The sequence below is a fragment of the Asticcacaulis sp. P2_B1 genome (assembly GCF_056404915.1).
Window position 1 is genome coordinate 1 of record NZ_JBFUDD010000005.1, and the last position, 19,192, is coordinate 19,192.

Here is a 19,192-nt window from a genome sequence, read left to right on the forward strand (position 1 = left end):
CTTGATCCTCCCCGCTTGCCGGGGAGGGGGACCGCGCCCGGAGGGCGTGGTGGTGGGGTCTCTTGCTYTCTTAAAGTCTGACGGCAATTCCGGCCTGGCGAAGATCACGCTTCAAGTCGGGAATGGCAATGATTTTCTTGTGAAAAACGCTGGCCGCCAAGGCACCCGATACATCGGCCTGGTCGAAAACCTCGGCGAAGTGTTCGACGGCGCCGGCCCCGCCCGAGGCCACCAAAGGGATATCGATCAGGTCGCGCACCAGACGAAGTTGCTTGATATCGTAACCCTTGCGCACGCCGTCCTGGTTCATGCAGTTGAGCACGATCTCGCCGGCGCCGCGGTCACGCGCCTCGACGACCCAATCGAGCGTCCGCCGGCCGACCGTGCGAATCTTGTCCGGGTCGCCGCTGTATTGGTGGACGAAATAGTCGCCGTCGCTTTCCCGCGAGTCGATGCCGACCACGACACATTGCGAGCCGGCCATCTCGGCCAGTTCGTTGATCAGGTCCGGGCGTTCCAAAGCCGGTGAGTTGATCGACACCTTGTCGGCGCCGGAGTTCAAACACCGCACCGCTTGTTCCGCGGTGCGGATACCGCCGGCGACGCAGAACGGAATATCGAGGGCGCGGGCGATCTGCGACACCCAGGCATAGTCGACCGTGCGGCCCTCGCTGGAGGCCGTGATGTCGTAGAGCACCAGCTCGTCGGCGCCTTCGTCGCGGTAGCGCATGGCCAGGTCGACGGCGTCGCCCAGCACTTCGTGGCCGACGAACTGCACGCCCTTGACGACCTTGCCGTCCTTGACGTCGAGGCAGGGAATGATCCGTCTAGCCAACATTCAGCGCCGCCTTCAGGTCGATGAGACCCTCATAGATGGCCTTGCCGACAATAGCGCCGTGGACGCCCAAGGCCTTCAAATCATAAAGGTCTTCGATGGAACGGACGCCGCCGGACGCCTGGATTTCGAGGTCCGGACGCTTTTGCCGCAAGGCGCGCATCAGGGCCATGTTCGGTCCCATCAACATGCCGTCGCGCGACACGTCGGTGACCAGGATACGCTGGGCGGCGCCAGCCGGATAATAGTCGAGCACGGTCCACAGCGACAGACCGGAGCCTTCGACCCAGCCATGCAGGGCGACATCCCAGTCGTCACCCGATGGCAGGACATCGAGGGCGAGCGTAATGCGGTCCTTGCCGAAATCGCGCAGCCAGCCGCGCACTTCGTCGGGCGACTTTGCCGCCGCCGAGCCGACCACCACCGAGGCGACACCGCGATCGAGCAGAGCCTGGACGTCCTCGCGCGTGCGCACGCCGCCGCCGGTCTGGATCTTGGCGCGCGACGCTTCGGCCAACCGGCCTATCAGTTCATGCTGCTGCGGAGAGCCCGCCTTGGCGCCGTCGAGATCAACGATATGCACCCATTGCGCATGTTCTTGGTTGAACAAGGCCAGGCGCTTGAACGGATCGCTGTCATATTTCGTCACCAGGTCGAAGCGGCCTTGCGACAGCCGCACGCATTCGCCGTTGATCAGATCGATGGCCGGGTAAAGGATCATAGTCGTACAAAATTCTCTAAAATCTGGGCGCCCGTCGCCGACGAGCGCTCGGGGTGGAACTGGCAGCCCCAGACATTGTCCTTGCGCACCATGGCGGCGAACGGCTCGCCATAGGTGCAGGACGCCAGGGTGAAATCGTTGACGGGACAGACAAAGCTGTGAACGAAATAGGCGTAGTCACCGTCTTTGACGCCGGCGGTCAGCGGGTCGTCGCGCCGGACGTCGAGCTGGTTCCAGCCCATATGCGGCACGACCATATCCTGGCTCGCGGTCATCTTCGTGACCTGGCCGGGGATCAGGCCGAGGCAGGCGACATCGCCTTCGTCCGAGCCGTCGAACAGCAATTGCTGGCCCAGGCACACGCCCAAAAGCGGTACTTTCAGTCCGCGAATGGTGTCGAACAGGCCCAGTTCATGGATGCGGCTCATGGCGAAGCCGGCGGCGCCGACGCCAGGCAGCACGACCTTGCTGGCCGCCGCGATCTCTTCGGGAGACGACGACAACCGCGCCTCGACGTTGAGCCGCTCCAGGGCGAACAGAACCGACGCCGTATTGGCGCAGCCGATTTCGATAACCGTAATCACGCGAGCATCCCCTTGGTCGAGGGCAGGGCGTCGCCTTCGATGCGCGTCGCCTGGCGCAGCGCCCGGCCCAGCGCCTTGTAACAGGCCTCCGTTTTGTGGTGGTCGTTGCCGCCGCTGACCTCGACATGGATCGAGGCGCCCAGCGTTTCCGACAATGAGCGGAAAGCGTGCGCCGTCATCTCGGTCTGGTAATCGCCGATATGGGTCGACTGGAACTCGCCCTTGAAGACGCAGAATGGACGTCCGCCCAGGTCGACACTGACCTTGGCCTCGGTTTCGTCCATCGGCAGGACGAAGCCGAAGCGCGCCATGCCAACGCGGTCGCCGAGCGCCTGTTTCAGGGCCTGACCGAAGGCCAGCATGCAGTCCTCGACCGTGTGGTGGCCGTCGATATGCAAGTCGCCTTCGCAGGCCAGTTGCAGCGAAAAGCCGCCGTGGGTCGCCACCTGGTCCAACATGTGATCGAAGAAGCCGATGCCGGTCGCGACCTTGACCGGCTTGGCGGCGTCGAGATTGACCAGGGCCGAGATCTTGGTTTCCTTGGTGTCGCGCAGGACTTCGCCGGTGCGCGGCGGCTTGCCGTCGTCGGCGATATCGAGCGCCCGCAAGATGCGGTTATTGGTCGCCACATCCCCCAAGGCAATCAGCAGCCCCTGCGGCGTCACCTGGACCGACAGGCCGAGCTTTTTCAACGCCGTCTGGGTCTGTAGCAGGGATTTTGGCCGCAGCAGCATGAACGGCCCATCATTGAGATCGAAGCCTTCCAGTTGCGGCGATTTGGCCAGGGCTTCTCGGACGCGGACCTGTTCGGCGCGGATCAGGTCGATACGCGCCTGGACGCTTAAGGACCGCGACGGCGACAGGGCGCTTTCGGCCGCCCGCACCGACGGCGTCGGCAAGGGATGCGGCTCACAATAGCGCAGAAGACCTTGCAGGGTCTTGGTTTGGGCGATCAGGGCGCCGACGCGGGCGCCGGACATGCCGAACAAAAACGACAGGCTCTTGATGACGACGACATTGGGTTCCGACGTCGCCAGCTCGGCCATGCCCGCGGAGTCGCAGGCGTCGAAATAGCTTTCGTCGATGACCAGAATCGACGGGAAGATGTCGACCGCCAGGGTGCGTGCGGCGACCAGGTCCAAAACCTTGCCGTCCTTCTGGCTTGGATTATGGACCAGGTAGAACCCGCCACCCTTGGCGATATGCCCGCTTTCCGGCGGCTTGCGGATGGTCAGATTATAGACCGCGCACAGGTCTTCGAGATAGTGATCGGCACCGGCCCAGACGAATTCGTGGCCATGGACGCGCAGGCGCCGCATCAGGATTTCCAGGGCGTGCGAAGCGCCGCGCGTGACAATCAGCTGATGGGTTTCGACGCCGTAATAGTCGGCCATGCGCTCGCGCAACGGCTCGAGCGACGGCGGTAGCGATTCGAGCCCGGCGCCTGAAGCGTTCAGCGATGAGAAGGGGGAGTTAAACATTATCTAGACCTCCAGCCTGAAGTCCGCCGCCAAGGCGTGCGCTTCGAGGCCTTCCAACCGCGCCAATCGTGCAGCAGCTGGGGCGATGGCGGCAGCGCCGGCCTTAGTGGCGCGCTGCACGACGAAACTGGTCAGGAACGAGCGTACGGTTATGCCGTCCCAAGCCCGGGCCGCACCGTCGGTCGGCAGGACGTGGCTGGGGCCGGCGGCATAGTCGCCAAAGGTCTCGGCGGCATAGGTGCCGGCAAAGATCGTCCCGGCGGCGGTCAGTTGCGGGATAATGGCATCGACATCGCCGACCTGAATGGCCAGGTGTTCCGGACCATAGAGGTTGGAGACCTCGGCGGCCTCTTCCAGCGACGAGACGATAAACACCCGGGCTTCTTCCAGCGACGCCTTGGCGATGGCAGCGCGCGGCAGGTTTTCGACCTGAATGGCGACCTCGGCCATGACGCGTTTAGCGATGTCGGCCGACAGGGCGACCAGTATGACCTGGGCGTCGGCATCGTGCTCGGCCTGGCTGAGCAGGTCTGCGGCGACCAGTTTGACATTGGCCGCGTCGTCGACAATGCACAGCAGTTCTGAAGGGCCTGCAGGCATATCGATTGCCGGTCCGCCGGAGATTTCCGTAGCATAGCGCTTGGCTTCGGCGACATAGGCATTGCCGGGCCCGAACAGCTTGTCGGCCTTGGGCGCGCCTTCCAGCACGCCATAGGTCAGGGCGGCGATAGCGTGCGCGCCACCGACGGCCCAGATGGCGTCGAGACCGGCCGCCGCACCCGCGGCGATCATCATCGGATGCAGCGAGCCGTCCTTGGCCGGTGGCGTGACGCAGATGCGATTGGGTACGCCGGCGACCCCAGCCGGCACGGCCGTCATGATCAGGGTCGAAAACAACGGCGCGGTACCGCCCGGGACATAGAGCCCCGCCGTGCCGATCGGGCGGAAAACGCGTTGCAGGCTGAGGCCCGCCTTGGGCGTAATGATCGGGCCGTCGGACGGCAGTTCGGCCTGCTGAAAGGCGCGGACATTGTCGACCGCCAGTTCCATCGCCGCCAGATCCTCAGCTGCCAGCTTCGCGCGCGCCGCATCGACGGTGGCCGCGTTCAGGGCGATACGCACTGGCGCATGATGGTCGAGTTTGACCGCCCAATCGGACACGGCTTGAAAACCGCGTTGCGCGATATCTTCGAAGATCACCTTGACCGTGTCGAGCACGCGACCATCGCGCCGGTTCAGCGGCCGCGCCAGGGCGGTACCGCGCTTGGCCGCCGTCAGCTCTTTCCAAACAAAACTCTTCATCACTTCATCATCTTTTCGATCGGCAGGACCAGGATCGCCGAAGCGCCGGCCGCCTTCAGCTTGTCGAGCGTTTCCCAGAAGACGTTTTCCTGGCACACGGCATGGACGGCGACGACGTCTTCGCGTCCGGCCAGTTGCATGATGGTCGGCGCGTCTGCCCCTGGTATCATCTCGATAATCTCATCCAAGTGGGCGCGCGGTGCGTTCAGCATGACATATTTGGCGCCGGTCGATTCGGTGACGCCGTCGAAGCGGCGGATGACCATGTCATAGGTGTGGGCCAATTCCGGCGCCGGGGCGTGCGGCGCCTTGATCAGCACGGCTTCCGACTTCAGCACCAGGTCGGTCGCCTTCATGCCATTGGCTTCGAGGGTGGCGCCGGTCGAAACCAGGTCGCAAATGGCGTGGGCGATCTTCATCCGCGGGGCGACTTCGACGGCGCCGCGCATCTCGACGATCTCTGCCGTGACGCCGTGTTCCTTCAGGAACTTGGCCAGAATATTGGGGTAGGAGGTGGCGATGCGCTTGCCCTCTAACCACTTCGGGCCGGTGTAGTCGATATTGTCCGGCACGGCGATCTTCAGGGTGCACGAGCCGAAACCGAGGCGCATGATGATCATCTTATCGAGATCGGCGTCGGGGAAGTGTTCGGCCAGGACATTGAAGCCGACAATACCCAGCTCGGCGACGCCATCGGCCACGAAGGTCGGTATGTCGTCGTCACGCACGCGCAGCAGGTCGATCGGCTGGTTTTCGATGCGGTACAGCAGGTCGTTGGCGCCCTTCATGACGCGCAGGCCGGCGCCGGAAATCAGTTCCAGCGAGCGGTCGGCTAATCGCCCGGACTTCTGCACGGCGATACGTAAGCGGTTCTCGGTCATCTTAGTCTTTCGAATCTTTCAGGCGATCCAGCACCAGCCGGTAACCTTGATGGGGCATTTCGCGCAGGAACCGCGCGACACGGGTGACCGTCGTCGTGCTGGCGCCGGTGCGCTCGGAGATCTCGCGATAGGACAACTGACCTTCGTCAAGCAAACGCGCCACTTTGAAGCGTTCGGCAAAGGCGCGCATCTCCGACGGCGTGCACAGGTCGTTGAGGAAGGCCTTGACCTCATCGAGGTTTTGCAGGCCGAGCAAGGCCTGGGCGAGGGCGTCGCTATCCTCGGGCTTCATCTTGTGATCCGAATTGGGCATCGGCGATCCATGTGTTAATGTGTTAGCGTGCTGATACAGCAGCGCCGGTGGCGGCGCAAGTTAAAAATGCGCTTCCGGGTGTTTGGCCGCGTCCTTGCCGCCCGTCGCTTCGGTCCAGTAATGTCGCGCCGACGCGGCGAAGGCATCCGCCATTTCCGCTGTGTCGAAGGCGCGTTTCGGAATGACCATGGCCGAGTTGCGGCTGGTAAAGATAAGGACGGTTTGGCGGGTCGCCGTGATGGAATGCACCCGCGACCATGGTGTCTCACTGACCGCATCGTCGACGGTCTTGGCGATCCGCTGCGACGACAGGGCAACGCTCTGTTTACGGCGGCGCATCGAGCCCAGAATAAAGCCTGCCAACTGAACGACATAGATCAAGGGCAGGGTCAGCAGATAGACGATGATCCCGGAAAATATCAGGCAGGAGAGGACAAACACCGCGATCAAGATGCACCAGAACAGGGCATCCATTTGGAAGGGCAGTTTTTGCGCCTTGTTCATTCCGGAAAGCAGGACAGGAATCGTTCCGAGCGTCAACAAAGACAAGGCCGCAGTCATCCCCAACCAGATATAAAGCCTTTGCCGCGTGAAGAAACCGCGCCTTAGCCAGGCGCCGAAAAAGGCGTTAAAATCGCCGAAACCGATCCGATAGTCCTGGCTGCTTAAGGTCGCGTCCGTCATGGCGTCCTTGTGCGCACCTGAACATAAAACGTCAATCGCCAAATCGTTCGCGCGCCGCCAAACCCAGCCCACTGGCGACGCTGGAAAAGCGATCGCCATAGCTAATTTTCGCTTGCGGAAAGGCCGCCTGCATCGCCGCTTCGAAACCGGGTAGGGCGGTCGAACCGCCGGTCATGAACAGGGTCTGGACATCGCCAACTTCCAAACCCGCGCCTTCCGTCACCGTGTCGACGGCCGTCGCCACGACCTTGGCGACGTCACCCGAGATCGCGTTCATCAGCACGTCACGCGTCACCGGCATGTGCCAACCCGGATGGATGGCCGTAAAGTCGACCTCGGCAATATCGTTATCCGACAAGACGATCTTGGCCTTTTCAATGCGGTTGGCGATATCGTGGCCGGCCTGTTTCTCGACCACTTCTAGCAACCGCGCCGTCTTGTCGCGATCGCCCGACAGGTAATGCAGTTGCCGTACCCCCGCCATGGCCTTTTGCGTGTACATGAAGTTGATCAGGTGCCAGGTCGACAGCTGGAAATAATATTGCGTCGGCATGTCGAGGCCACTTTTCAGCTTGCCGCGGAACCCTAAGTCCCGCATGGCCGTATCGAGGCTCAACCGCGTATCGAAATCGGTGCCGCCGATATGGATGCCCGAATTGGCCAAGATCTGGCGTTGGCCGGCGCCCAAACGCAGCACCGAAAAGTCCGACGTGCCGCCGCCGATATCGACGATCAGCACGACTTCTTCGCCCGTCAGCCGCGACCCGTGGTCGCGCGCCGCCGCCAGGGGCTCATATTCGAAAGCGACGTTTTTAAAACCGACGGCTTCGGCGACACCGCGCAGTTCGGCCTCGGCACGGGCATCGGCCTCGTCGTCGCCGTCGACGAAATGCACCGGCCGGCCCATGACGACATCTTCTATGCGTTCCCCGGTCTGGCCTTCCGCCCGGCGCTTCAGCTCGGCAATATAGAGCGCGATGATAGCGCGGAAATCCTTGCGCGACGTGCCGACCTGACTGGTTTCGCGGATCAGGCTGGAGCCCAGAATCGACTTCAAGGACCGCATCAAGCGGCCTTCATAACCGTCGAGATATTGCGCGATCGCCTCACGGCCGAAGGTCACCGCGTCGGTTTCGAAATTGAAAAAGACCGCCGATGGCATGGTCAGGGCGTCGCCTTCGATGGCCGCCAGGCTCAGGCGATCCTTCACGCCGACGCAAACCGCCGAATTGGAGGTTCCGAAATCAATGCCGCAAAAGGGACGGGACATAACAGGCCTGAAGTGGGAGGGGACGGCGTCTTTACAGCGAAATGGCCTTAAATAGAAAGGCTCTTTCGCTGTGAATTTCTGCCATACGCGCAATCTACCCGAAAAGTGGTGTCCACTTTGTCGGATTGCGCTTGAACCGCCAGCCCCGCCGTTGGCCAGCTAAATTTCGATCAAAACGTCGGGCAATTCGTTGGGATTGTCGCCGTCCGGCGGGAAGTGGGCGCTCAGGGCCTCACCGCACTTGCCGATGGCCTGTTCGAAGCCGGTGGTCAAATCGCCTGACTTGATATGCTTCAACAACACGGCGACCGTGTCGTTCCACACCGACGCGTCGACCTTGCCATAGATGCCGGAGTCGGCGATGACCTCGACGAAATGCTCTTCCAGGGCGCAGAAAATCATCACACCGGTTTGCGCCTGGGTCAGGTGCAGGCCGCGGGCATAGAACTGTTCCATGGCCTTTTCGTGGGCCTTGCGATGGCGCGTCGCCTTGGGGGTCAGCCACAGTTTCAATGGCGTGAAATTGACCAGCACGAAGACGCCGGTAAACAGCACCAGTTGCAGGGCGGCATAGGCCAGGACGATTTCCCAGGTCGCCAGCTCGCCGCTGACGCCGATGGTGTTCCAGCCGATAACCTTGCCGAGGGCCGCCGCCAGCCAGTCGTGCGGCAACAAGCCCATGCCAGCGAAACCGAGCGGCAGGATGAGCGCCACTGCCGCGGCCCAGCCGACCGGCGTGCCGCTATAATCCATGGCCTTGCCCTTGATGACGCAGGTGATTTCACCCGAGGTCGAAAGCTCCGCCTGGGCAATCGCGGCATTGATGCGGCTATGATCGATGTTCAAGCTCATTACCATCCTCCCGAGGCGCCGCCGCCACCGCCGCCACCGCCGCCGCCGCTGAATCCGCCGCCACCGCCAAAACCGCCACCGCCGCCGAAGCCGCCGCCTCCGCCCCAGTCACCGCCGCGACCGCCGCCGCCAAGGACATTGCCGAGGATCAGCCAGGGCAGCCAGCCGCGGGCGAAGATCAGGATAAAGATGATGATGAAGATGATGACGGGCAGCGGCAGGCCGCCGCGCGAGCTTTGTTGTTCGGTTTGCTGGGCCGCGGCCTGGGCCTTTTGGATGGCGACGCCGCGATCGAGCGACAATTGCTCGATGATGGCAGCAACCCCGGCTTCGGCGCCGGCGTCGTAATCACCCGACTTGAATTGCGGCAAGATCTGGCGGCGGATGATGATCGACGACATGGCGTCCGTCATCACCGGTTCCAGGCCGTAACCGACCTCGATGCGCACCTTGCGCTCATTGGGCGCGATCAGCAGGACGACGCCATTGTCCTTGTAGGTCTGGCCGTTCGAGGCCTTGATCTGGCCGCTCTGGCCAATTTTCCAGGCGCGCAGCAGGCGATTGGCATAGTCCTCGATCTCGTCGCCCTGCAGGCTGTCGACGGTCACGACGACGATCTGGTCGGTCGTGGTGTCTTCGAGGCCTTTCAGCTTGAGATCGAGGTCCTTTTCCGTCGCGTCGGACAGGACATTGGCCTGATCGACGACACGGGTGCCGTTCTGATCAGGGAATTTCAGATCGATGGCGAAGGCGCTTGTCCCCGTCACCGTTAAGACGAGCGCAAACAAGGCCACCATGAAGGGCCGCGTTAGCCGTAGAGCGACAGCAGACATCTTCAGATGACCTTGTTTTTTAAACGCTTAGTTCGAAGCCGGAGCCGGTGCGGTCGCAGGCGCTGTCGTAGCAGGCGCCGGTGTCGAAAAATCGACATTCGGATTGGACTGCTGCTCGGCGGTCGCCGTGAAATATTGCATCGGCTTGTGACCGCTCTGGAACGTGCTGGCCCAGATCATCGACGGGAAGGTGACCAGGGACAGGTTATATTCCTTGGCGGCGACATTATAATCCTGACGCGCGATGGTGACACGGTTTTGCGTGCCTTCCAGTTGCGATTGCAGGGTCAAAAAGCCTTCGTTCGACTTCAGGTTCGGATATTGCTCCTGAATCACCATCAAACGCCCCAAAGCGCCCGACAGGCCATTCTGCGCCTGCTGATATTCCTGGAACTTGGCCTGATCGGTGATCGTCGAGGCATCGACAGTGACCTTGGTGGCCGAGGCGCGCGCATTGATGACGTCGGTCAGGATACCGCGTTCATTGGCGGCAGCGCCCTTGACCGTGGCGACCAGTTGCGGAACCAGTTCGGCGCGGCGGGCATATTCATTCTGCACCTGCGCCCACTTTTCCTGAGCATTGGCTTCTTTCGTCGGAATGTTGTTGAAGCCGCAGCCCGCCAGTCCGAGGGCCAGGCCCGCGACCGTGATAAGACCTATTACGCGCTTGAACATATGTGGAGCTCCCTTGTGCCCGGATGCAGTTGGGGCGTCCATCGCCCCCTGCATCTCACCAATGTAAGCCTTCTTAAACCATTTTAAAGGGGGCAGGAAGGCCGCATTTTCCGCGACAAATGCGCGCTACTCGGCTATTTTCGTTGTCTGGATGGGGATTATCGGGGGAATCGATGAAATTACGACTTTTGACCGGCCTGTGCGCGGCGGCGCTTTTGACCATGGCGCCGGTGGGCGTGTTCGCCCAGGATAAGGCTTCGCCGGCTGATTCGCAGGCGCAACCGGCCGCGGTAACAGCTGACGACAAGGCCCTCATTGCCGACCTGACAAAAAAGGCCGAGGCCGGCGACGTCAAGGCCATGACCGACCTGGGGTATCGCTATTACAAGGGCGACGGTGTCGAGCAGGATGATGACCTCGCCGCCAAATGGTTGAAAAAAGCTGCCGATACCGGGGACGCCGATGCCGAAGCCTATTTTGGCAACACCTTTCTCGACGGCGACGATTCAGACCTCGACATGGCCATGGCCTGGTATCGAAAATCGGCCGCCCAGAACAGCGCCAATGGTCAAAACAGCGTCGGTTGGATGTACGAAAATGGCTACAGTGTCGCGCGCGATTATGCCGAGGCCGCCAAGTGGTACCGCCTGGCCGCCGACCAACACTATGTACCGGGGATCAATCACCTGGCCGACCTCTACTATGCCGGGACCGGCGTCACCAAAGACTATGCCGCCGCGCTTAAACTTTATGAGGAAGGCGCCGAACTCGGCAATGGCTATAGCTGGTCGTCGGTGGGCGATATTTACGACCATGGCTATGGTGTCGCCAAGGATCCCGTCAAGGCTCTGGCCAGCTATCGCAAGGGCGCGGAACTCGGCGATTGCACCGGCCTTTACGGCATGGGCAGCAGCTATGAAGACGGCACGAACGGTGTCGCGGCCGACAATGACCAGGCTTTTGCCTGGTACAAGAACGGGGCCGACAAGGCCTGTGTCCTCGGCCAGCTGGCCCTCGGCCGCTTTTACGGCCAGGGAGTGGGCCGCGATGTCGATGCCGGCGAAGCCTTCAAATATTACGCCCTGGCCGCCATGCAGGGCGATCGTCTGGGCCAACTAAAGCTGGGCAGCAGCTATTATTACGGCGACTTCCTGCCAGACGACGACGAGCAGGCGCTGAAATGGTACACCAAGGCCGCCGCCCAGGGCCAGATGCGCGCCCAATACTATCTCGGCTACTTCGCCATGAAGGGCATCACCATGAAGGCCGATTACGCCCAGGCCTTGTCGTGGTTCCATAAATCCGCCGCCCAAGGTGACGCCTGGGCGCAGTATCAGCTGGGCGTCATGTATGAGAACGCCATGGGCACGCCCCAGGACCGCGCCACGGCGCTGGGCTGGTATATGCTGGGGGCCGCCCAGGACGACGACGATTGCAAAAAGGCGGTCGAGCGCCTGAAAAAGACGGTGGGTTTCGGCGATGTCGGCAAGGCCCAGGCCATGGTCAAGGCCTTCAACGCCACCGAAGAACCGGACGACAAGTGATGAAGCGCGTCCTTTTGGCCGGCGCCGCCCTCTGTCTTGCCTGCGCAGGAGCGGCTTCGGCGGCCCTGCCGACCTTCGCCGAAATGCAGGCCTATCGCGCCAAACCGCTTGCCGAGTTGCAGACCCTGGCCGATGCCGGCGATCTGCTGGCCGGTGATGCCCTCGGTCTCGCCTATGCCGAGGGCAGGGGCGTAACGCGCGATTACGCCAAGGCCATAGCCTTGTTCGAAAAATCGGTTGCCGCCGGTGATGCCGAAGGCATGACCGACCTGGCCAACCTCTATCTTAACGGTCACGGCGTGCCGGCCGATCCGGCGCGATTTGTCGCCCTGAACCAGAAGGCGGCCGATCTGGGCTATGCCGATGGCTTTTCCAATCTCGGCGATGCCTACGAGTTCGGCCGCGGTGTGCCCATAGATCATGCCAGGGCAAAAGTCCTTTACGAGCAGGCTGTCGCACTCAACAATAACGCCTATGCCCTAATGGAGCTGGGTTCAATCTATTACGACGGTGATGGCGAGGCCAAAGACCTGGCCAAGGCGTTAAGCTATTACAACCAGGCCGCCGACCAACATCTGGGCCGTGCGGCTGCCTTTCTGGGCTACATGTACAACCACGGCGAAGGGGTCGCAAAGGACGCGGGCAAGGCGGTAATCTGGTATCAAAAGGCCGCCGACGACGGCGAGCCCGCAGGTCTTGTCAGCCTGGCCGTCCTGTATATATCGGGCAAGGATGTGCCGAAGGACACGGTCCGGGCGATCGACCTGTTGCACCAGGCGAGCGACCAGGGTTCACCCATTGCCGACCGTTATCTTGGCGATATTTACAGCCGCGGCGAAATTGTCACGAAAGACGTCAAGGCGGCGCAGGGCTGGTACCGCAGGGCGGCGGAAGCCGGCGACCCCCTGGCGATGAATGCGCTTGGCAACGCCCTGCTTGAGAATGGTGGAGACGCCGCTGAAGCCCAGGCCTGGTACCAGAAGGAGGCCGATGCCGGCAATCTCGACGGTTATGTCCGGCTGGGTGACATGTATTTCTCCGGTCTGGGCGTCAAGGCCGACACGGCGAAGGCGTTCGCCTTCTACAAGAAGGGCGCCGATCTTGGCGACACCCAGAGCATGGCGAATGTCGGCGCCTTGTATCTGCGCGGCGAAGGCGTTGCTCAGGACTATGCCGCTGCGCTGGATTGGTTACAAAAATCGAGCAAGGCCGGGGTCGCCGAAGGCAATATCCTGTTGGCCCGCATGTATGACGACGGCCTGGGTGTCACCGCGGATCCGGCGAAGGCGTTCGAACTCTACAGGCTCGCGGCCGAAAGCGGCAATGCCCCCAGTCAGTATCTCCTCGGAACGCGCTACGCCCTGGGGCAAGGCATTGCGGCGGACCCGGCACAGGCCGCCACGTGGTACCGCAAGGCGGCGGAGCAGGACAACGCCTATGCGCGATTTGCCTTGGGCCGCGCCTTGATGGAGGGCGCTGGCGTCGGCAAGGATAGCGGTTCAGGTCTGGCATGGATACGCAAGTCCGCCGATTCCGGCTATGTCGCCGCGCAAAACGCCTTGGGCGATATCTATAGAACCGGGGAGGGCGCTCCGGCCGATCCGGCCCAGGCCATGAGCTGGTATCGCAAGGCCGCCGACCAGGGCGACGCCGCCGGCGCACGCAATGTGGGCTATCTCTATCTGTTCGGCGAGGGACCGGCGCAAGACTACGCTCAGGCGCGCACCTGGCTGGAAAAAGCGTCCCAGGGCGGTGACAGCGTTGCCCGCTACTATCTCGGCCTGATGGCCTATGAAGGCGATGGCGAAGCCGTCGACAATGCCAAGGCCCTGGCCCTGTTTCTGCCCGGCGCCGAAGGCGGTGGCGTGTGGTCGCAATATTATGCCGGCCAGATCTACCTGAATGGCAAGGGCGTTCCGGAAGACGACAAGGCGGCCTTCGTGTGGACGCAAAAGTCGGCCGCCCAGGGCAATAGCGACGCCCGCAACCAACTGGGTTACATGTACGAACACGGTCTTGGCACGGACAAGGACGCCGCCAAGGCAATCGAAACCTATACGCTTGCGGCGAAGGATGGACATGTCTCGGCCGAGATGAACCTCGGCTACATGTACTATATCGGCGACGGCGTCGATCAGGACGACAAGGCGGCCTTCACCTGGTACAACAAGGCTGCCGATCAGGGCGATCCCGACGCCGCCGTCACCGTCGCCTTGTTTTACCTGGACGGCCAGGGTGTCGGCGCCGATGCCGCCGAAGGCGTCAGGCGCCTGCAAAAATGCGTCGACGCCGGCGACGCGACGGCGGCCTACCAATTGGGCAAGGTCTATCTCAACGGCCGCGGTGTCGCTATCGACTATGACCGCGCACTTATCTGGTTTGCCAAGGCGGCGAAGGCGGGCGATCCCACCTCGCAGTACCAGTCTGGCGTCATGAGCGAAAACGGCCTGGGGACGCGTGAAGACCCGGTGGCGGCCTTGACCTGGTATCTGATCGCGGCTCCGGCCAATGACGACGCCAAAACGGCGGGAGACAGGTTAAGCCGTCAACTCTCGCCCGCCGACGCCCGCAAGGCGCAGGACGCCGCCAAGGCGTTCAAGCCGACGAAAACTACTTCGCCTTCAGCTTGACCGTTTCCGCCTTGAGCACCGCGATCGTGTCGGTCAGGTAACGCGCGACGACATCCAGCTCTTCGGGCGTATAGTGGCCGGCCATGGCCGTCATGGCAGCGCTCAAGGATCCGAAGATCGGGCCCAGCAACTTGCCCAGCTTTTCCTGCTGCAGTGGCCGGATCAGCAAGCTGCGCCGGTCGTTCGGATTGGGCTCGCGCCGGGCATAGCCGGCCTTTTCCAGACGATCGACAATGCCGGTGATGGCGCCGGTCGTCAGTCCAGTCGCCTGGGCCAGTTGCCCCGGCGTCGCTAATCCCAACTCAGCAAGGACGTCCAATGTCTTGCGCTCGGCCGCACTCATGCCCAGCTGACGCGCCACCACCTCGTGAAAGGTGATGACGGCAGTCGCCAGATCGCGCCCCAGCCGGCCATTGGCCTGGGCGGCAATTTCCTCACTTGTATATATCTTAGACATAAGATATTTATATGTGAGGTTCTTAGAAAAAGAAAGAGCAAAGTCATGTCCGTGGACGAAAAAGTTCAAAAAAGATCGTGGTTTGGCGCCATGTTGCCGGCTCTCACACTCATGATCATGGCGCCGGCCGTCGCCGAACTGATGCCGGGCGCCACCCGCCTGAGCTCGGTTTTCGTCTTCCCCATCGAAATGTTGATCTGGGGGACGGGCGCCGTCTTCGCCCGCTATTTCGTTCGCACATATCGGCTGGGCTGGTTCAATCTGGTCCTGCTGGCCCTGGCGCTTTCCATGGCCGAGGAATTCCTCATCCAGCAGACCTCGTTCGCGTCACTCGTCGTGATGATCCAGCATCAGGAATATGGCCGCTGGGCGGGCTTCAACTATGTCTATTTCGTCTGGGCAGCCCTTTACGAGGCCATATTGGTCGTCTGCGTCCCGGTGGCCCTATGCGAAATGATCTATCCGACGCGCAAGGATAACGGCTGGCTCAATATCTGGGGCATGATCCCGTTGATCATCCTGTTCGTGCCGGCCAGTTTCGCCGCCTGGTATGGCTGGAATGAGATCGCGCGCGTCCAAGTCTTCCATCTGCCGGCCTACGTCCTGCCGCAAAAACTGATGATCATCGGTATCGTCGCCGTCCTGTCCGCCCTTGTCCTGGCCCTGGGGCCCACCCGCCGTCTACTCGCTGGCGCCGCCAGGCCGATGACGCCGCCGCATCCCGTCGTCCTGTTCGTCTTCGGCCTTTTGGCGGCAGCCGCTATTTTCGGGCTCGAAATCCTGGCCTTCGGTGCCGCCCCTCAGCTGCCGACCGTGGTGCCCGTTGGCGGCGGTCTGTTGCTGGCTCTGTTGATGCTGTGGCTGGTACCGTCCTGGATGGCCTCGCCCCAGTGGACCACCTGGCATGCCATCGCCATGACCTTCGGCGTGACCTGGGGGATGTGGGGCGTCATGTTTTATGGCTTCGGCGGCGGTATCGACCTGTACGGCAAGATCGGCCTCGACATCTTCGGCGCACTGGTCATGATCTGGATCGCGGCTTTCGCGTTGCGCAAACGGCCAATCGATTAGGACTTTTGCCCTGACGTCCGGCAGGGTAACCTGCCGTCATGCTGAAACGCCTGATATCTTCGCTTGCAACATGGCCCAGCCCCAAAGGCTGGGCCAATTGCGTATCGGTGGCGGCGCCGGCGGTTCTGGCTATTGTCGCCATGGCCTGGGGCGGGGGCTTTCTCCATTGGCAGCCGGATGTGGCCAAGGCTCTGCGCCTGCCGCTCATTCTGCTGATCCCGGCTTTCAGCGAAGAGGTCCTCTTTCGTGGGCCGATCCCCCGACAAGGAGAGACGCAGCATCCGCTTCTATGGCTCGCCGCCACAACAGCCATATTCACCCTTTGGCACGTGGTCGAAGCCCTGAGCTTCCTGCCGGGGGCGCGGCTATTCCTTCAGCCGGCCTTCCTGGCTTGCGCGGCGACGCTCGGCCTGGCGTGCGGCATCATGCGTTACCGCACAGGTTCGCTATGGCCCGCCGTGGCGCTGCATGGACTGATGGTGTGGCTATGGCAAAGCCTGTTCAGCGGTCCGGGGGTATCGGAGCTCTTGCGGTCCTAGTTCCGCAAATCCTTGTGCATCACATAGTCGGTGAAGCCGTAGGTGCCGAAGTTGAACGGAATCTCGCGATCGATCTCGAAACCCGAGCGCAGGCAGAAATCGACGGCCTTTTCGTGCTCCTTATGGACGCATACACTGAGGTGCTGCGCGGGCGCGAAATAGTCCTGGGCGGTGCGGATCAGCGCCTTGCCCAGTCCGAAGCCGCGATAATCGGACAGGACATAGAGCTTGGTGATCCACACGCGGCTCCCTTCCTGATGCGCGGAGATGAAACCGACATCGCGATGACCGACATGGACGACCCAGTACATATGGCCGCGTTCGGTCATATCGTCTTCCAGGGTGTCGAGATCGAACAAGGCGCTGACCATCGAGTCGATATGGTCGGGTGAAACGATGCTGCGATAGCATTTGGGCCAGATCTGCAAGGCGAGATCGCGGACGATCTCAAGCTCGGCCAGGCTGATCGGACGGACGTGTGGCGAGTAGGGCATAATAAACTCCGCTGTACGCGTTCGGGGTCGGATTTTAGTTTGGTCGTAGGACAAACAGAGGTGGGACGTTACTTCGAATGCGACACTGATTTATTTCAGGCATTGCTTCTGCTGGCTGCCCGATCCCATATTGCTGTTAACGCAATTTAACGAGACCTTAATTTTGTAACATGGAAAAACGTCAGTAAAAAGTCGTCCGTGTTGCGATAACGTAATTGTTTACTGACGACATATTCACGTGACATGCGCGCGTGTTAACTATTTATTGGTAATTTCGACTAAAATGGAGAGTGTAGTAAATAAAATATAAAATTTAATACTCAAAAAATAAAGACATCGTAAAAATTACGGCTTGGAATCGTTTACATCAACATCCATGCCAACTTCCGCCGCCACGGATTGAGTAAGGGCGGGAATTCCGGCCTTTTGGGCAGCCGTCATCTGATCGCTTAAAGTTTTCAGTTCATCGGGCCACGGCGTCACGTCGCGGTCGCGAAAAAGTATCCCCAGTCGCTTCCACACAAAGGCGCGCGGTACGTCTTTCGCCACGCATTGACCGGTCGTGTACAGATCGCCCATGGCGAAAAAGGCTTCCGGTGTCGCCGGGGTTGCTGCGGCGTGCAACGCTTTCAGCCCGCTCTCGGGATCCTTCGCCACGCCATGGCCGTTGCACAACATGACGCCGATCCGCGTCAGCGCCCGGCCGCCATGGGCCTCCTGATAGGCTGCGCCATAGGAGATGAAGGCCGCATTGTAATCCTGCTTCGTACCGCGGCCGTTTTCTTCCATCAGGCCGGTATAATAGTTGCCGTCGGCCGAGCCGTGCTTGGCCGCCAGGGCCGCCCATTTGTAAGCCTCGGTGTAGTCGGCCGTGACGCCGTCGCCGTCATAATAGATGCCGGCGAGCGTCGCCTCGGCCTCGGCATCGTTCTGGGCCGCGCTCTTGCGCAACCATGCCACGGCCGCGGCGGGATCGCTTTCGGTGCCGATGCCGTAGAGCGTCGCCTGGCCCAGCATGCGTTCGGACTTCGCGTCGCCGAGCGCCGCGCCTTTTTTGTACCAGGCCAGCATCTGGTCGAGATCGGTTTCGACGCCGGCGCCGGTGGCATAGGCGACGCCCATGGCGGCATTGGCCGGCGCGACATCGCCCTTGGCGGCCTGGCGAAAATAGACGACGGCCCTGGCCTGATCGGCATCGCCGCCGTCGCCATTGCTGTACATCAGGCCGGCGGCATAGGCGGCCTTGGCGTGGCCCTGGGCAGCGGCCTTTTCGAACCATGACCGCGCCTGGGTCATGTCCGGATGGGTCTTATCGTGGTAGAGGTTGTAACCCAGCTGGTATTGCGCCTCGGCGTCGCCGGCATTGGCCTTGACGCTGAGCTGCGCCCCTGGCAACTGGCTATAGTCCGCCGCCCAGAGGGGGGACGTCATGGCGGGTGACACCATAAGGGCCGCAGCCAGGATCGCTGCCGTGATCGGCCCTTTGAATGTCACCTTAGATCGCCTTTTGCATAACGTAATCGGTAAAGCCGTAAGGCCCCATCTGGACCGGAACCTCGGCCTCGACACTGAAGCCCGAGCGCAGATAGTAGTCGATCGCGGGCGTATTGTCCTTATTGACGAATAGCGCCATTTCCTGCGGCGTGTCATGGGTAAAGTGTTCCAGCGCCGTTTGAATGAGCGCCTTGCCCAGGCCCAGCCCGCGGTGATCGTCGCGAACATAGAGCTTTTTCAGCCACAAACGCTCGCCGTCCTTGTAGGCCGACGCGTAACCGACATCGAGATCGCCATAGCGCACGATCCAGAAGACATGCCCATGTTCCAGCATTTCCGCTTCCAGGGAATCGTTGGAATAGAGCACGGCCAACATGGCATCGACACGATCGGGTCCGATGATGTTGCGATAACATTTCGGCCAGATGACGAGCGCCAGTTCGCGCACGATTTCCAGTTCGTCGACGCCAATTCTGCGTATCCGGGGCTGCCGGGCCATGTTCCCACCTGTCTTTTGCGCCTGTGTTCTGCG

Annotated in this window: 20 protein-coding genes; 4 read left to right on the forward strand and 16 right to left on the reverse strand. The window is 61.6% G+C overall.

Annotated elements, in window-relative coordinates:
- Positions 1 to 70: 70 nt before the first annotated feature.
- From hisF to AC1DX3_RS13455, 12 genes are all read right to left on the reverse strand, one after another.
- On the reverse strand, positions 71 to 838 hold the full coding sequence (hisF, locus tag AC1DX3_RS13400; protein ID WP_476989808.1) for an imidazole glycerol phosphate synthase subunit HisF: 768 nt from the start codon (positions 836 to 838) through the stop codon (positions 71 to 73).
- Complete coding sequence (gene hisA, locus AC1DX3_RS13405) at positions 828 to 1,556, reverse strand: 1-(5-phosphoribosyl)-5-[(5-phosphoribosylamino)methylideneamino]imidazole-4-carboxamide isomerase (protein ID WP_476989809.1); 729 nt, start codon at positions 1,554 to 1,556, stop codon at positions 828 to 830. Before hisA ends, hisF begins: the two co-directional genes overlap by 11 nt.
- The gene (hisH, locus tag AC1DX3_RS13410) at positions 1,553 to 2,140 is read right to left on the reverse strand and encodes an imidazole glycerol phosphate synthase subunit HisH (RefSeq protein WP_476989810.1); all 588 of its coding nucleotides are present in this window, start codon (positions 2,138 to 2,140) and stop codon (positions 1,553 to 1,555) included. Before hisH ends, hisA begins: the two co-directional genes overlap by 4 nt.
- Entirely contained in the window at positions 2,137 to 3,621 is a 1,485-nt protein-coding gene (gene hisB / locus AC1DX3_RS13415) for an imidazoleglycerol-phosphate dehydratase HisB (RefSeq protein WP_476989811.1), read from the reverse strand. The genes hisH and hisB overlap by 4 nt, the downstream gene beginning before the upstream one ends.
- Before the next feature lie 3 nt (positions 3,622 to 3,624).
- Complete coding sequence (gene hisD, locus AC1DX3_RS13420) at positions 3,625 to 4,923, reverse strand: histidinol dehydrogenase (protein ID WP_476989812.1); 1,299 nt, start codon at positions 4,921 to 4,923, stop codon at positions 3,625 to 3,627.
- Entirely contained in the window at positions 4,923 to 5,804 is an 882-nt protein-coding gene (hisG, locus tag AC1DX3_RS13425) for an ATP phosphoribosyltransferase (protein WP_476989813.1), read from the reverse strand. The genes hisD and hisG overlap by 1 nt, the downstream gene beginning before the upstream one ends.
- A gap of 1 nt (position 5,805) precedes the next feature.
- Positions 5,806 to 6,117 carry a YerC/YecD family TrpR-related protein gene (locus tag AC1DX3_RS13430; protein ID WP_476989814.1) on the reverse strand — a complete coding sequence of 104 codons (312 nt, stop codon included), beginning with the start codon at positions 6,115 to 6,117 and terminating at the stop codon, positions 5,806 to 5,808.
- A 60-nt stretch (positions 6,118 to 6,177) separates the two neighbouring features.
- Positions 6,178 to 6,801 carry a YcxB family protein gene (locus AC1DX3_RS13435; RefSeq protein WP_476989815.1) on the reverse strand — a complete coding sequence of 208 codons (624 nt, stop codon included), beginning with the start codon at positions 6,799 to 6,801 and terminating at the stop codon, positions 6,178 to 6,180.
- Positions 6,802 to 6,832: 31 nt separating this feature from the next.
- A complete protein-coding gene (locus AC1DX3_RS13440; protein WP_476989816.1) occupies positions 6,833 to 8,071 on the reverse strand; it encodes an Hsp70 family protein in 1,239 nt (412 codons plus the stop codon).
- Between the two features lie 159 nt (positions 8,072 to 8,230).
- A complete protein-coding gene (locus AC1DX3_RS13445) occupies positions 8,231 to 8,923 on the reverse strand; it encodes a TPM domain-containing protein (RefSeq protein WP_476989817.1) in 693 nt (230 codons plus the stop codon).
- Positions 8,923 to 9,756 (reverse strand): TPM domain-containing protein, encoded by an 834-nt coding sequence (locus AC1DX3_RS13450; protein WP_476989818.1) that lies wholly within the window; start codon positions 9,754 to 9,756, stop codon positions 8,923 to 8,925. The genes AC1DX3_RS13445 and AC1DX3_RS13450 overlap by 1 nt, the downstream gene beginning before the upstream one ends.
- Before the next feature lie 27 nt (positions 9,757 to 9,783).
- On the reverse strand, positions 9,784 to 10,431 hold the full coding sequence (locus AC1DX3_RS13455) for a LemA family protein (RefSeq protein ID WP_476989819.1): 648 nt from the start codon (positions 10,429 to 10,431) through the stop codon (positions 9,784 to 9,786).
- 173 nt (positions 10,432 to 10,604) lie between these two features.
- Here AC1DX3_RS13455 and AC1DX3_RS13460 point away from each other — a divergent pair, with 173 nt between their 5' ends.
- Complete coding sequence (locus AC1DX3_RS13460; protein WP_476989820.1) at positions 10,605 to 11,975, forward strand: tetratricopeptide repeat protein; 1,371 nt, start codon at positions 10,605 to 10,607, stop codon at positions 11,973 to 11,975.
- A complete protein-coding gene (locus tag AC1DX3_RS13465; protein WP_476989821.1) occupies positions 11,975 to 14,605 on the forward strand; it encodes an SEL1-like repeat protein in 2,631 nt (876 codons plus the stop codon). Before AC1DX3_RS13460 ends, AC1DX3_RS13465 begins: the two co-directional genes overlap by 1 nt.
- Here the strand turns inward: AC1DX3_RS13465 and AC1DX3_RS13470 are convergent.
- A complete protein-coding gene (locus AC1DX3_RS13470) occupies positions 14,586 to 15,062 on the reverse strand; it encodes a MarR family winged helix-turn-helix transcriptional regulator (protein WP_476989822.1) in 477 nt (158 codons plus the stop codon). The two genes, AC1DX3_RS13465 and AC1DX3_RS13470, sit on opposite strands and share 20 nt — an antisense overlap.
- A gap of 90 nt (positions 15,063 to 15,152) precedes the next feature.
- Between AC1DX3_RS13470 and AC1DX3_RS13475 the strand changes: the two genes are divergently transcribed.
- Together AC1DX3_RS13475 and AC1DX3_RS13480 are read left to right on the forward strand one after the other, a co-directional pair.
- On the forward strand, positions 15,153 to 16,133 hold the full coding sequence (locus tag AC1DX3_RS13475) for a hypothetical protein (protein ID WP_476989823.1): 981 nt from the start codon (positions 15,153 to 15,155) through the stop codon (positions 16,131 to 16,133).
- A gap of 38 nt (positions 16,134 to 16,171) precedes the next feature.
- Entirely contained in the window at positions 16,172 to 16,672 is a 501-nt protein-coding gene (locus AC1DX3_RS13480) for a CPBP family glutamic-type intramembrane protease (protein ID WP_476989824.1), read from the forward strand.
- On the opposite strand, the gene AC1DX3_RS13485 is transcribed toward AC1DX3_RS13480, so the two are convergent.
- The 3 genes from AC1DX3_RS13485 to AC1DX3_RS13495 form a co-directional block, all read right to left on the reverse strand.
- Positions 16,669 to 17,166 (reverse strand): GNAT family N-acetyltransferase, encoded by a 498-nt coding sequence (locus AC1DX3_RS13485; RefSeq protein ID WP_476989825.1) that lies wholly within the window; start codon positions 17,164 to 17,166, stop codon positions 16,669 to 16,671. The two genes, AC1DX3_RS13480 and AC1DX3_RS13485, sit on opposite strands and share 4 nt — an antisense overlap.
- Before the next feature lie 345 nt (positions 17,167 to 17,511).
- Positions 17,512 to 18,660, reverse strand: a complete 1,149-nt coding sequence (locus tag AC1DX3_RS13490; protein WP_476989826.1) for a tetratricopeptide repeat protein — start codon at positions 18,658 to 18,660, stop codon at positions 17,512 to 17,514.
- Position 18,661: 1 nt separating this feature from the next.
- Positions 18,662 to 19,159: a GNAT family N-acetyltransferase gene (locus tag AC1DX3_RS13495; RefSeq protein ID WP_476989827.1), complete on the reverse strand. Its 498-nt coding sequence runs from the start codon at positions 19,157 to 19,159 to the stop codon at positions 18,662 to 18,664.
- Positions 19,160 to 19,192: the final 33 nt, after the last annotated feature.